The organism is Neisseria sp. CP9, assembly GCF_047758525.1.
Lineage (GTDB): Bacteria > Pseudomonadota > Gammaproteobacteria > Burkholderiales > Neisseriaceae > Neisseria.
Genome location: NZ_CP180502.1, coordinates 808,219 through 821,771, shown reverse-complemented (window position 1 = coordinate 821,771; position 13,553 = coordinate 808,219). Strand labels below are relative to the sequence as shown.

Annotated in this window: 10 protein-coding genes and 1 pseudogene; 7 read left to right on the top strand and 4 right to left on the bottom strand. The window is 45.9% G+C overall.

The window, feature by feature from the left end; translation table 11 throughout:
* Window positions 1–316: 316 nt before the first annotated feature.
* The 3 genes from ccsB to ACMYUL_RS03840 all read right to left on the bottom strand — a co-directional run bounded on the left by ccsB (window position 317) and on the right by ACMYUL_RS03840 (window position 4,382).
* Complete coding sequence (gene ccsB / locus ACMYUL_RS03850; protein WP_415772138.1) at window positions 317–1,504, bottom strand: c-type cytochrome biogenesis protein CcsB; 1,188 nt, start codon at window positions 1,502–1,504, stop codon at window positions 317–319.
* Window positions 1,494–3,449 (bottom strand): cytochrome c biogenesis protein ResB, encoded by a 1,956-nt coding sequence (locus ACMYUL_RS03845; RefSeq protein WP_415772866.1) that lies wholly within the window; start codon window positions 3,447–3,449, stop codon window positions 1,494–1,496. Before ACMYUL_RS03845 ends, ccsB begins: the two co-directional genes overlap by 11 nt.
* 306 nt (window positions 3,450–3,755) lie before the next feature.
* Window positions 3,756–4,382 carry a c-type cytochrome gene (locus tag ACMYUL_RS03840; RefSeq protein ID WP_003759506.1) on the bottom strand — a complete coding sequence of 209 codons (627 nt, stop codon included), beginning with the start codon at window positions 4,380–4,382 and terminating at the stop codon, window positions 3,756–3,758.
* A gap of 200 nt (window positions 4,383–4,582) precedes the next feature.
* Here ACMYUL_RS03840 and yihA point away from each other — a divergent pair, with 200 nt between their 5' ends.
* Window positions 4,583–5,236 (top strand): ribosome biogenesis GTP-binding protein YihA/YsxC, encoded by a 654-nt coding sequence (gene yihA, locus ACMYUL_RS03835; protein WP_045073544.1) that lies wholly within the window; start codon window positions 4,583–4,585, stop codon window positions 5,234–5,236.
* A gap of 164 nt (window positions 5,237–5,400) precedes the next feature.
* A pseudogene (locus tag ACMYUL_RS03830) lies at window positions 5,401–5,513 on the top strand (IS5/IS1182 family transposase); the annotation flags it as partial.
* Window positions 5,514–5,807: 294 nt separating this feature from the next.
* Here the strand turns inward: ACMYUL_RS03830 and ACMYUL_RS03825 are convergent.
* Complete coding sequence (locus ACMYUL_RS03825) at window positions 5,808–8,213, bottom strand: penicillin-binding protein 1A (RefSeq protein ID WP_342031442.1); 2,406 nt, start codon at window positions 8,211–8,213, stop codon at window positions 5,808–5,810.
* Window positions 8,214–8,363: 150 nt separating this feature from the next.
* Between ACMYUL_RS03825 and pilM the strand changes: the two genes are divergently transcribed.
* The 5 genes from pilM to pilQ are packed head-to-tail and all read left to right on the top strand — an operon-like array spanning window position 8,364 to window position 13,522.
* A complete protein-coding gene (gene pilM / locus ACMYUL_RS03820; RefSeq protein ID WP_342031443.1) occupies window positions 8,364–9,473 on the top strand; it encodes a type IV pilus assembly protein PilM in 1,110 nt (369 codons plus the stop codon).
* A gap of 1 nt (window position 9,474) precedes the next feature.
* A complete protein-coding gene (locus ACMYUL_RS03815; RefSeq protein WP_003759517.1) occupies window positions 9,475–10,092 on the top strand; it encodes a PilN domain-containing protein in 618 nt (205 codons plus the stop codon).
* On the top strand, window positions 10,093–10,785 hold the full coding sequence (locus tag ACMYUL_RS03810; RefSeq protein WP_003765893.1) for a type 4a pilus biogenesis protein PilO: 693 nt from the start codon (window positions 10,093–10,095) through the stop codon (window positions 10,783–10,785).
* A 17-nt stretch (window positions 10,786–10,802) separates the two neighbouring features.
* On the top strand, window positions 10,803–11,369 hold the full coding sequence (locus tag ACMYUL_RS03805; protein WP_003765902.1) for a pilus assembly protein PilP: 567 nt from the start codon (window positions 10,803–10,805) through the stop codon (window positions 11,367–11,369).
* Between the two features lie 17 nt (window positions 11,370–11,386).
* Window positions 11,387–13,522: a type IV pilus secretin PilQ gene (gene pilQ, locus ACMYUL_RS03800; RefSeq protein ID WP_342031444.1), complete on the top strand. Its 2,136-nt coding sequence runs from the start codon at window positions 11,387–11,389 to the stop codon at window positions 13,520–13,522.
* The last annotated feature ends 31 nt before the right edge of the window (window positions 13,523–13,553 follow it).

The following is a 13,553-nucleotide window of genomic DNA, read 5'->3' as shown; positions in this document are numbered from 1 at the left end:
AGGTGCTGAAGCACCAGTGAATCGGTTCCGTACTATTTGTACTGTCTGCGGCTTCGTCGCCTTGTCCTGATTTAAATTTAATCCACTATAAAACGGGTAAATCGACGCAATGTACACGCGTTTTGCGTGATCGGCCTTATAGATGGAATTATGGTGTATCGGAAGGGGTGTTTCAATAGGAAGAGGAGGGATATTGGGAGGTGTTTTGTGTGATTTTATAGTGTTGTGGCTGATGGTGTGGAAAGGTCGTCTGAAAAATGCTTTGCGGGTTGCGCTAAAGCTTTTCAGACGACCTTTCTTTATTGTGCTTTGACGCTTACAAGGTGCCGTAAGAGTGCAGGCCACTCAGGAACATGTTGACGCCGATGAAGGCGAAGGCGGTAACAAAGAGTCCGATCACTGCCCACCATGCGAGGATTTTGCCGCGCCAGCCTGCGACAAGGCGCAGGTGCAGCCAGACGGCGTAGTTGAGCCAGACGATGAATGCCCAAGTTTCTTTCGGGTCCCAGCTCCAGTAGCGTCCCCATGCGTCGGCAGCCCACAGTGCGCCGAGGATGGTGGCGATGGTGAAGAACAGAAAGCCGACGGCGATGGCTTTATACATGACTTCTTCGATGACTTGCGAATGCGGTAGCCATGATTTTTTGCCGGCGTTTTCGTTTTTCAATGCCCAAAGTTCGGCGATGCCGAGCATGGCGGCGATACAGAATGCGCCGTAGCCGATGAAGTTGGCGGGGACGTGGATTTTCATCCACCATGATTGCAGGGCGGGAATCAGGGGTTGGATGGTGTGTGCTTCGCGGGAAAAGCTGTACCAAAGGACGAAGCCGACGACGATCGCCATGAAGCTGAAGACGAAGCCGCCGAGTTTTTGTACGGCGAAACGGGCTTCGTAGTAGAGGTACATCAGGGCGGTGATGACGAGGAAGAGGATGAAGACTTCGTAGAGGTTGGAAACGGGGATGTGTCCTGCGTCAGGGCGCAAGAGGTAGCTTTCGTGCCAGCGCACTAAAAGTCCGGTAAAGCCTGCGACGGCGGATACCCAAGCGAATACAGAACCCATGCCGAGCAGGGTGTTGGTGGCGACATTTTTGCGTTGTGCCAACACGGCGCCGGCGATGTAGGCAAAAAGTGCGAAGAAGATGAAGGCGCATTGCCACATAATCGCAGACTGGCTGCTGAGGAAGTATTTGAGCAGGAAGTCGTCGGCGTGTTTGATTTCGCCATCGTAGAGCATGACTGCGCCGTATGCGAGGACGGCACACAAAGGTACAAACCAGCGCATGGGTTTGAAAAACCAGCCTAAAAAGACGGTAATGCCCGCGCTTGCCCACAAAATCACCATTTCGTAGATGTCCATGGTGTGCTGGATGCGGGTTTGGGCGAAGAATGCGCCGGCTGCGGTCAAGAGGGCGAATATGCAGTCAACCGTATTCAGGGACTTGAGGAACGATTTGTGCGTCAGCAGCTCGTGTTCGGGTAGGGGGTTATGGTTATGCGTCATGGTTCAAATCTTTCGCCAGTCGTTGCAGGCTTTGTGTATGTTGCGGAAACTCTTTTTGCAGGTCGCGTTCGTTACGGCTGGAAGACATGGCAAAGCGGATGCGGTCGTCTGAAAACAGGACCCACGCGCGTTTCTCGCGGATGTAGAACATAAATATCGTGCCGAGAACCAGCAAAACAGAGCCTAAATAGACTAAAAATGCACCGGGCGAGCGGGTCATTTGCAAGCCGGAGGAGCGGACTTCTTCAAAGCCGTCGAGTTGCAGGAGCATGGGTGCAGGATATTCGGTCAGACCGGTGTAGGCGTCCATACTGTGCAGCAGGAAGCGGTTGCGCGCTTCGTCTTGAGGCCACTCGGTCAGTTTGTATTTTTGGATGGTTTCTTCCAATACGGCGTTCATAACGCCGAACAGCATTTCGTAAAAATATCCCTGCATTTTTTCCTGCTGCTCTTTGGGGATGTTTTTGGTGATAAATTCGTCCAACGCCAAATAGCCGCCTTTCGCAAAAATGCCCAAGGTATTTTCGGCGGCAAGGGTAAATTGCTCGCGGATGTTTTCGGGCGCGTTCAAGGTCGCGTTTTGGATGACGGTTTTGCGTGCGGTTTCGTCTTTCAAGAGTTCGCGCATCGCCATGAAGGTATCGGGTTTGGAGGTTCTATCGGCAGGAATGCGCAGCCAACGGTATTGTTGTTCCAGACCTGTGCGTGTGCCGGTAATGAAGAAATAATCCTGTTCTTGTTTAACCGGCAGCATGTAGTTTTTATATTCGACAGCCTGCCCCGCTTTGTCGCGGATTCGGTAAACAACGGACGGACCGATGTTGGTGTATTTTTTGTTCTCTTGGGACACGGCGCGCACGTCGTTAATCGCTGATTGCAGGGTTTGCTCTTTTTCAGACGACTTACCCATGTCTTCTACGTTCATGGACGTGAATTGGTCAAACTCCAGCTTGTAGGACGTATTGCCGATGTCGAGCGGGAAGTCGCGCATAGACGTTGCCCTGAGCGTAACCGGCTCGCGGCTTGGGTTGCCCAAATTCCAGGCTTTGAACTTCAAATCGGAGCCGCCGTCGGCAAAGCTCGCTTGATAGATGGTGATGCCGTGCAGCGTCAGCGGATGGTTGACGCGGATGGTGTGTTCGGATTTTTTGCCGCTTTCCTTGTCGGTAATTTCCAAATCGCTGGCAAAATCACGCGGCATACCGGTATTGTAAAAGTCGATGTGGAACTTCTTCAGCTTCACATCAAACGGCAAATCCTGAACCAACATTCCGTTGTCAGCGTTGAGGAAGACCACGTCCGCACTTTGCCCTTCGGTAATGTTCACATTGCCGCGGAACGACAGGTTCGACGTACCCAAAATGCTTTCCGGTTTGAAGTCTTTGGCATAGACGGAATGATTGTCCGGTACGACGCGTCCGGTCAGCATACCGATTTTCAGCAGAAGGTTGCTGTCTATCAAGCCGCCCAAGCAAATCACAATCAGCGCGGTATGGGCAAAAATATAGCCCCACTTGTTCATCGCCCCTTTTTTGGCGGCAACCAAAACCGATCCGTCTTCGCGCGTTACGGTTTTGCAGCTGAAACCTTGTACTTCGAGATAACGCTGGGCGATTTCAGACGACATCTTGCCTTCCAAAACGGTCGAATGGCGCATCGCTGCCAATGATTTTTCTTTGGCGTTTTCACGGAATGATTTGATTTCACGAAGGAAAGGCGGAACATTGCGAATCAGACACAAGCTGGTCGATATCACCAAAAACATCATGATGACCACAAACCAAGCGGACGCATAAACATCGTACAAGCCTAAAAAGTTGAAAATCTGTGACCAAAACGGGCCGAATTTCACGACATAATTGACCTGCGGCTGGTTTTGCTGCAACACCGTCCCGATAACCGAAGCGACGCCCAAAAGGCTGAGCAAGGCAACGGCAAAACGCATGGAGCTTAAAAAAGCGAACCAAGGTTTGTGGATAAGGGGGACGGATGAAGGGGATTTGCTCATAGCGGTTTGATTTGATAAAGAATACGGGGAAGGTCGGGATTCGGAAGAGACCCGATTATCGAACGGCACGAAAAATAGACATGATGGGGCAAAAAGCCAAAGGCTGCCATTTGAAAATACTTATTGCCTCAAAAGCGGCGGCATACCATCGCACAAGGTCGTCTGAAAACAACCGCCCAAGGGCAAGCGTTTTCAGACGACCTTGATATTCACATCATCCGCAAACAGACGGATTGATAGGAATCAATGCAGACCTTGGATGAAGTTGGAAACCGCATTCAACTCTTCTTCGGTCAGGCGTTTGGCAATATCTTCCATAATCGCGTTTTTGCGTTGTCCGGATTTATAAGCCTTCATTTGATCGACCACATAAGACATATGTTGGCCGCCTAAGCGCGGATATGCGCCGATTTCGGTACCGCCGCCCGGAATGCCCGCGCCGCTGGGGCCGTGGCAGGACATACAGGCAGGAACTTTTTTATCCACCAAACCGCCTCGGTAGATTTTGCCGCCCAAAACAGGATCATTTTGTTTCGGGTTAGCCTCGCCGGATTTGGCCTGTTGTTTGGCATAGAATGCAGATACATTCAGGATGTCTTGCTCGGACAGGTTCATCACCATAGGTTTCATCACAGCGGCGGAACCGTTTGTACGTTTGCCTTCTTTAATATCCAAGGTTTGACGGTAGATATAGGCACTGTGTTGCGCGGCGAGCTTGGGATACATGGCGATGCCGCTGTTGCCGTCCGCAGCATGACATGCCGCACAAATGGTAGTAGCCACTTCTTTGCCTTTTGCAATATCCGCTTTCGGGGCAGCGACAGCCGCGCCGGCAGCCAAAACCAAGGCCGCTAAAGTCAATCGTTTCATGGAGTGCTCCTGATTACAGCATTGCATACCGCGACAATGCCTTTTTTATACTCAAAACGCCGGATAAATTTTACCCGATAAAAACCGATAATTCTATAAACGTGCTATTCTATACTAGATTTACATTAAATTACTACCATGTTTCGCAACATGGACACGGCAAATTCTGCCACTCCATCCTAGGAAACAAGGAAATACGGATGAACCTCTTTCAGAACGCCAAATTCTTCACCACCGTCAACCATCTCAAAGACCTGCCCGACACGCCCGCAGAAATCGCATTTGTCGGACGAAGCAACGCAGGCAAATCCAGCGCGATTAATACCCTGACCAATCATGTCCGGCTCGCTTACGTCTCCAAAACGCCAGGTCGAACCCAACACATCAATTTCTTCGAATTGAGCAATGGCAGCTTCATGGTCGATTTGCCGGGTTACGGTTATGCGCAAGTTCCCGAAGCCATCCGTACGCATTGGGTCAAACTCTTGGGCGACTATCTCCAACAACGACGCCAGCTCATCGGCTTGGTGTTGATTATGGATGCGCGCCACCCATTGAAAGAGCTAGATTTGCGGATGCTGGACTTTTTCCATATCACTGGCCGCCCTGTGCATATTTTGTTGTCGAAAGCCGACAAGCTGTCGAAAAACGAGCAAATCAAAACTTTAGGCGCAGTCAAAAAATCTCTCAAGCCCTATATGACCCGTCAACGCATCAGCGTACAACTATTTTCCAGCCTTAAAAAGCAAGGCATAGAAGAAGTCAACCAAGTCGTCGGCGGATGGTTTGCTACGCATCAAGAAGAAATGGACAACTTGAATATCGGAAATCCGGAAAATTCCGAGTCATTGTAATCGGTCGTAGTATGGTCTGCATTGACGGGACGCAAATCCGTTTATTGTCTTGCAGGGTGAGGGAACAAAATCGTCTTACTGCCGTGTATGTTGCTTTGAAATAGATAAACCCAAAAAGGTCGTCTGAAAATGTTGGATCATGTTTCAGACGACCTTGTTGTTTTTATAGTGGATTAACTTTAAATCAGGACAAGGCGACGAAGCCGCAGACAGTACAGATAGTACGGCAAGGCGAGGCGAGGCAACGCCGTACTGGTTTAAAGTTAGTCCACTATACAATTCGTTTGATTGATGGGGTGAGTGGAAGGGGCAGAATCTAGTGTGGCGAGGTAATTTGAAATCAAGGGGTAGGGGATAAGTTTGATGAGCAGTGCAGATGACATGAAACTGGTTTTTTTTAGCATTTTGGGAAACTCTCCGCTTTAGGCTCGGATGAGGCAATGCTGTATCGGTTTAAAGTGAATTTTTCTATCTTGTTCACATGGCAATGAATTGAGATTGTGCTGCTACATATAAAAAGGTCGTCTGAAATTCCTGATTCGGGTTTCAGACGACCTTTTGACCGGTGTAATTAGAACAGCGAGTCTAATTGTCGATTGTTAACATTGCTTGGCTGTACCGGCGTTTCTTGCAAATCACCGCGACCGCGGTCTCCGCCATCCCGATCGCTATCAGGCGTTGCGGCAGTGTTAGCATTGGCCGGGCGTTGTTGTCGGGAAGGTTGTTGTGCAGGGCGTGGAACGGTACCGCTATTGTCCAGAGTGATATCGGAGCTGGTGGTCATACGTTCTTTCATATAGTATTCGCCGCCGCTGTTTACGATACCTGCCGGTGCTTTCATGCCTTTGTTTTCTACGCCTTTGAGCGCGAAGCGCATGTAATCGACCCAGACTGGAACGGCAATCGTGCCGCCGTAACCTGCGCGGCCCATGCTGCGCGGTTTGTCAAAGCCGATGTATACGGCAGTGACAATACTTGGGTTGAAGCCGACGAACCATGCATCTTTATTGTCGTTCGTCGTACCGGTTTTACCGGCGATATCGGAACGGCCAAGTGCGGAGGCACCTCGCGCAGTACCGACACGGACAACGTCTTGCATGATTTTGTACATGATGTATGCGTTACGCGGGTCGATGGCTTGAGGAGCGTTTTCACCTGCAACAAGAGGTTGCATTTGTGCTTTCAGACGACCTTCGCTGTCATAAATCTTGTCGATGACGTATGCGGAAATTTTGTAACCGCCATTGGCAAAGACGCTATATGCTTCAGCGACACGCAATGGTGTTGTTTCACCGGTACCAAGCGCCATAGACAGGCTGGCAGGGATTTCGGACGGTTTGAAGCCGAAACGTTGGATGTATTGTTGCGCGTATCCGATACCGATGGACATCAAGATTCGGATGGAAACCATGTTTTTAGAGGCGGTCAATGCTTGGCGCAGGGTGATATAGCCTGCATAACGGCCGTCTGAGTTTTTAGGATTCCAAGCAGAACCATTGGCACCTTTACCCGGCAGGGAGAGTGGTGCGTCATTAATCATGGTGGATGCTGTCATGCCTTTGGCGAGTGCCGCAGAGTATACGAAAGGCTTAAAGGTAGAACCTGGTTGGCGCATGGCTTGAGTGGCTCGGTTAAATGTCTTGCTGTGGAAGTCATAACCGCCGACCAATGCACGCACGGCACCTGTTTTCGCATCTAATGAGACCAGAGCGCCTTGTAGTAGAGGTTCTTGAACGACAGACCAATTGTTGCCGCCGCCTTTGACACGGATGACGGAACCGCGACGAATACGGTCTTCTCCCATTTTTTCGTTGTTGACTGCACGGGCTGCAAAACCGAGTGCGTAGCTGTTCAGATTGAATCTTTTTCCGCTAGGCAGTTGAATCAGAACTCCTTTTTTAGAGGCTTCCAAAACAACGGCAGGGACCATTTTGTCAACCGTATATAAAGTAGAAAGATATTGGCTGATAGTTTCTTCTACGTCATCAGTTTTGCTGAGGTCGATGTAGTTCTCTGCGCCACGATAACTGCTGCCTCTGTCGAAATTACGCAACGCTTTTCTAAGGGCTTCAGTAGCAACACGTTGGTTGGCGGTATTGACGGTTGTGTAGACCTTAAAGCCTTGGGTGTATGCGTCCTCGCCATATTTTTCATACAACTCTTGGCGTGCCATTTCAGCAACATACAGAGCGTTTTGGTCGATGTTTTGCACAAAACGTTCATAATGCAGCTCTTCTTTCAAAGCTTGATCGCGTTGTTGTGCAGTAATCATATTTTCTTCCTGCATGTTTCGCAGGATGTAGGCTTGGCGCTGTTTGGCACGCTCGGGGTTAACGATGGGGTTATACGCTGAAGGTGCTTTAGGTAGGCCTGCCAGCATGGATGCTTCAGCCAAAGTCAAATCTTTCACGTTTTTGTTGAAATAGATTTGAGCGGCAGAGGCAAAACCGTACGCCCGTTGACCCAAATAGATTTGGTTGAAATACAGTTCTAAAATCTGATCCTTACTAAGCGTCTGTTCGATTTTATAGGCCAATAGGGCTTCATTGAATTTGCGGGTAAATGTACGCTCGTTACTCAAGTAGAAGTTCTTTGCTACCTGTTGAGTAATGGTACTGGCACCTGATTGCAAACCGCCGGCGACTACGTTGCCGATAGCGGCACGGGCAATGCCTACTACGTCTACGCCCCAGTGCTCATAGAAACGTTTATCTTCTGCGGCAATAACAGCGTCTTTCAAAACCTTTGGAAAATCTCCAATTTTTGTAAACTCCCGGCGCTGTTCACCGTAAACCCCAATAATCTGACCGTCGGCAGAATATACTGTGAGGGGCATTTTGGGTTGGTAGTGTTGTAAAGAATCAAGAGCAGGCAACTTGGGGTATGTGACCAAAATCGCAATAGCGAGCAAGCCGACACCGAAGAGTGCCAATCCTAATATCAAACCAAGACAGGTCGTTATAATCTTTTTAATCATGACTAAGTAATAATTTTTGCCATCACTGGCATTAAATAAAGTAAAATAGAAACCGATTTCTGTGAAACACAGTATTTACTGTGCAAAGAAAAAGAAATCCTTTACGGATATCGAAACAGTTACTCACTCCTAACAATACAGGGAAATTATATGATTAGCTTATCAAAAAGCCCTAAAAGCAAAACCAGCAAGGCAAGTAAAGCTTCCGGAGGGTTAAGCAACCGAGCCGCTATCGGCATCGACATCAGCCAGCATGCCATTAAGATGGTTCAGCTGACAGGCCGTAGTTTAAACCAAATTCAGCTAGAAAAATACGTTATTACCAAATTACCTAAAAATATTGTAAAAGGTAACAAAATCCAAGATTACGACCAACTTGTCACCTATTTGCAACATACTTATACGCAATTGCGCAGTTCTTGTAAGAACTTTGTTGCAGCTGTACCACAAAGCTTGGCAACAATAGAGAACATAACTTACAACCCTCGCGATACCGAACTTGATTTGGACGAGTTCGCTGAATCTGAAATTTCAGCAATCGGTCCTATTGATGAAATGAGTTATGACTATCAGGTGACCGGCGTATCCGTTTCCCCGGCGGGGCAGCAGATTACAACCGTAGCAGCTAGAAAAGACGATATTGAGCCTGTTATTGAAATGTTTGAAAATGCAGGACTTGATCTGTCTGCCTTAGATTTGGATCTTTTGGCTCAGAGAAATGCCTATGCTTTTTGGATTAATAATCATGCACCTGAATTGACTAATGAAAAAGTTGCCGTATTTGGCATTCATGCTACCCAAATGTACGCATTGGTGATGCAAAACGGACAGATTTTGTATAAACAAGAGACCCCTGTCAGCACAGAGCAACTGAATCAACTGATTCAGCGTACTTATCAAGTGACAGAAGAAAAAGCGGCGCAGATGATAGCTTCATCCAGCAAACCATCTGATTATCAGACCCAAGTCGCAGATCGCTTTAACGTTCAGGTAGCGCAAGAAATCCAACGTGTATTGCAGTTTTACTACACTACGCAGACGACAGAGACCTTCTCAAACATTAAACATATTTTATTAACTGGGTTTACATCGCAACAGGCTGGATTGGCAGAAAGTATTTTTTCTCAAACCAATACTGCGACACAGTGTATTCACCCGGTTTTATATGCTGAACGAAACAATAAAATTGATTTGCCACAGCTGCAAATTGATGCGCCGTCTTTAACATTAGCATTCGGATTAGCATTAAGGGGACTGTAATATGATTGAATTTGTTAAAATTAACCTTCTTCCTTATAGGGAAGAAATCAAACAGCGCAAAAAGCAACAATTTAAAGTATTAATGCTTTCGGCGTTATTGATAGGTGCAGGTCTGCTTGTGTTGACATATTTGACAATTAATAATGCAATCAGCAGACAGGAAGACCGTAATGCCCTTCTAGGGAAGGAAATTGAAAAGCTGGATAAAGCTTTGGGAGAAATTCTAAAACTGCAGCAAGAAAAAGAAAATTTCCTATCAAAAAAACAAAAAGTAGAAGAGTTACAGGAAAAACGTTCACAGGCTGCCTATATTATCGACAGCTTAAATGTAGTCACTCCCGATAACTCTTATCTGACAGCGTTGGAAGCAGAAAGTTCGACATCTTACAAAATTACGGGTCGAGCAAGTAGTGATAATAAGATCGCAATGTTTATGCGTTCTTTGCCAAGCACTGGGGTTTTTGCTCAGCCAGAACTTCTGAGTATTAAGAAAATTGATAATTATCAAGAATTTACTCTGAAGGTTTTGTTGAATAATTCAGGTCATCCATCAGTACCCGTACAAAATCCAGCCGCGAACACGACTGAAACTGGCGAACAGAAGCAAGAGGTAAAATAAATGTCTGTAAGTAAAGCAAAAAATATTGATATCCAAAACCTCTATTTGTTAAATATGCCTGCTAAGTTATTTATCGCAGGGTTGGCAATAGCGGGGGTCTTGGCAATAGGATATGTTGGTATTTTCAAAGAGCAACTCGAAACACTTTCTACGCAGGAAGCTAAAGAAGCCGAACTAAAGGAAACATATACGAAAAAAAGTATTGAGGCTGTTAATTTGCATAACCTTCAGGAGGAGTTGGCGTCTATCCGTTCAGCTTTTGATGTTTTGTTGAAACAACTGCCGACAGATGCCGAAATTCCTAATTTAATCCAAGAATTGCATCAGGCTGGATCCGCTAATGGTTTGCGGTTGGATAGTGTTGTCCCTCAAGCTCCGGTTAATGATGGTCCAATTCAAAAGTTACCCTATGAAATTTCCATTACGGGTAAGCATAATCAGATTAGCCAGTTTGCTCGTGATGTCGGAGGTTTATCGCGAATCATTACTTTGGAATCTCTGAAGCTCTCCCAAGCAGCAGACGGAAAAAGTGGTAAAGAGGGCAAAAGTGATATTTTGACACTGAGTGCCACTGCAACAACTTATAAGGCTCGTCCTGCAGAAGAAGTTGCTGCCGAGCTTGCAGCCAAACAGAAGGAGGCACAGGCTAACGGAAGTGATGCGCAGAATGGTGCTGAAGTTGACAATAAATAAAAGTTATTAGGGAAATCATGAAAAATACTATCTTACTCGTAGGTGTTTTGTCTTTAGCAGCATGTTCCCCCACTCATGATGATTTAAATATGTGGATAAAACAGACGCAGGATGAAGCTAAAGTTAAGGTTACTCCATTTCAAGCACCGACGATTACTCCGCCAGTTGCATATACTCCTCCAGCATATAATGGGTTGAATGCGTTTGACTATCGACGTTTGGAAAATGCACCCAAGGGGAATAATGCTCCTAATTTGAATCGTCAGAAAGAGACATTGGAAGCATTTAGTTTGGAAAATATGCGTTATGTCGGTATTCTGCGTGGTAATAATAAGACATCTGGCTTTATCGATGTAAATGGACATGTTTATACCGTTATGCCGGGCAACTATATCGGTCAGAATTACGGTAAAATCCAAACGATTACTGAGGATAAAATTACTTTGACTGAATTAATAGAAGACAGTTCTGGTAACTGGATATATCGAAAGGCTGAATTGCCGTTAAGTACACAGTCAGATGAAGGTTCAAGTGGTGCTTCGACAGCTGAATCTCGAAGCGAATCTGCCGCAATTCCAAATTAATTAAGGGGTCTCACTTTATGAAAACTAAGCACATGACAAAATTTTTTGCCAGTATTGGCGTAGCCATGGCTGTGCAAACTGCTTTTGCAGGTAATATTACTGATATCAATGTATCTACTCTTCCTGATAGTCAAAAAATTATCAAAATCCGTTTTGATCGTGATGTAACCAGTCCGAGCGGTTTTGTTACTTCGGCTCCAGCTAGAATTGCACTTGATTTTGCTAACACTACTATCCGATTGCCTCAATCAGTATTGGAGTATGCCGATCCGTTATTAAATCAGATTACGGCGGCACAAAATAATGACCGTTCCCGGATCGTGTTGGGTTTGAATAAAACTGCCCAATATAATACTGAAATTCATGGTAATGAAGTTTGGGTTTTTGTTAGCGAGTCAGCTGACCGAAATTCTGCAATGTCTGTATCAAATAATAAACCTTCTATGCAGGATTCTGTTCCGTCAGAAAAAGCAAAGCAAGTCGCTAATTCCGCTAATATCGACTTCCGTAAAGGCTCGCGCAATTCAGGTGTTGTTGAATTAAGCGTTCCGGCTTTTACTGGACAGCCTGATATTAAACAACAGCGTGATCGTGTCATCATTACATTGAAAAACTATCCGTTGCCAACACAAGCACAACGTAGTTTGGATGTGGGCGATTTCAATACACCTGTAAAAAATATAACTTTAAAACGAATCGGTAATGATACTCAGCTGATCATTCGAAATAGTTCAAACTGGGAAGTTCGTACTAAGCCGGCAGCAGGGCATTTTACTTTTGAAATTTTACCTAAAGCCGCTGATACGGAGTCACGTGGTTTGAATGGTGGTAATGCAAATAAATCTTTCAATGGTCGTAAAATTTCTCTAGATTTCCAAGATGTTGAAGTTCGTACTATTTTGCAGATTCTTGCAAAAGAGTCCGGCGTCAATATTGTGGCTAGCGATACGGTAAATGGTAAGATGACTTTATCCCTCAAGGATGTGCCTTGGGATCAGGCATTGGACTTGGTAATGCAAGCCCGTAATTTGGATATGCGTCGTCAAGGTAATATCATCAATATTGCTCCACGTGATGAATTGTTGGCGAAGGATAAGGCCTTCTTGCAAGCAGAAAAAGAAATTGCAGAGCTTGGTCCTTTGTATTCGCAAACCTTCCAATTGAAATATAAAAATGTGGAGGAGTTCCGCAAAATCCTTCGTTTGGAAGATAATGGAAGTAGCAATTCCAATGGTCGCAATACCTTGTTGAGCGGCCGAGGCAGTGCTTTGATTGACCCCGCAACGAATACCTTGATTGTTACGGATAATCGAAATGTCATCGAGAAATTCCGTAAATTGATTGATGAGTTGGATGTTCCTACACGTCAAGTTATGGTTGAAGCGCGTATCGTAGAAGCAAAAGATGGATTCTCACGCGATTTGGGCGTTAAGTTTGGTGCTGCTGGTGCAAGAGGAAGAAACTCTTGGGGCAATGATTGGTCAGCTGCTCAGAATAACCACAATACTAACGCCTCAGTATTCCGCGGAGAGTCTGCTTATCCAACTTGGTCTTTGCAGCCTAACGTAAGCTTGCCTGCTACAGCAGCAACGAACAGTATTGCTTTGGTACGAGCCTTGTCATCTGGTGCATTAGGTTTGGAAATCTCTGCTTCTGAAGCAACTGGTAAGAGCAAAACCATTTCTAATCCGCGCGTTCTGACTCAGGATCGTCGAGAAGCTACGATTGAATCTGGTACCGAAATTCCTTACCAAGAAGCTTCTTCAAGTGGTGCGACTTCGGTTTCATTCAAAAAAGCGGTTTTGGGTCTGACAGTTACCCCTAATGTAACTCCGGATGGTCAAATCATTATGACCGTTAAGATAACTAAAGATACTCCGGTCGACTGTACTGTAGATTCTTTGATAACCAAGTGTATTCAGACTAAGAACTTGAATACTCAGGCTATGGTTGAAGATGGTGGTACTTTGATTGTTGGTGGTATCTATGAAGAAGACAATAGCGATACTATCAATAAAGTTCCATTGCTTGGCGATATTCCTGTAGTAGGAAACTTGTTTAAATCACGAGCTAAGAAAGAAGAACGACGCGAATTGTTGATTTTCATAACGCCTCGCATCATGGATGGCGTGGGTAGTAATTTGCGTTATTAAGTAAATGAGTTAAAAACGGGCAGATATCTTT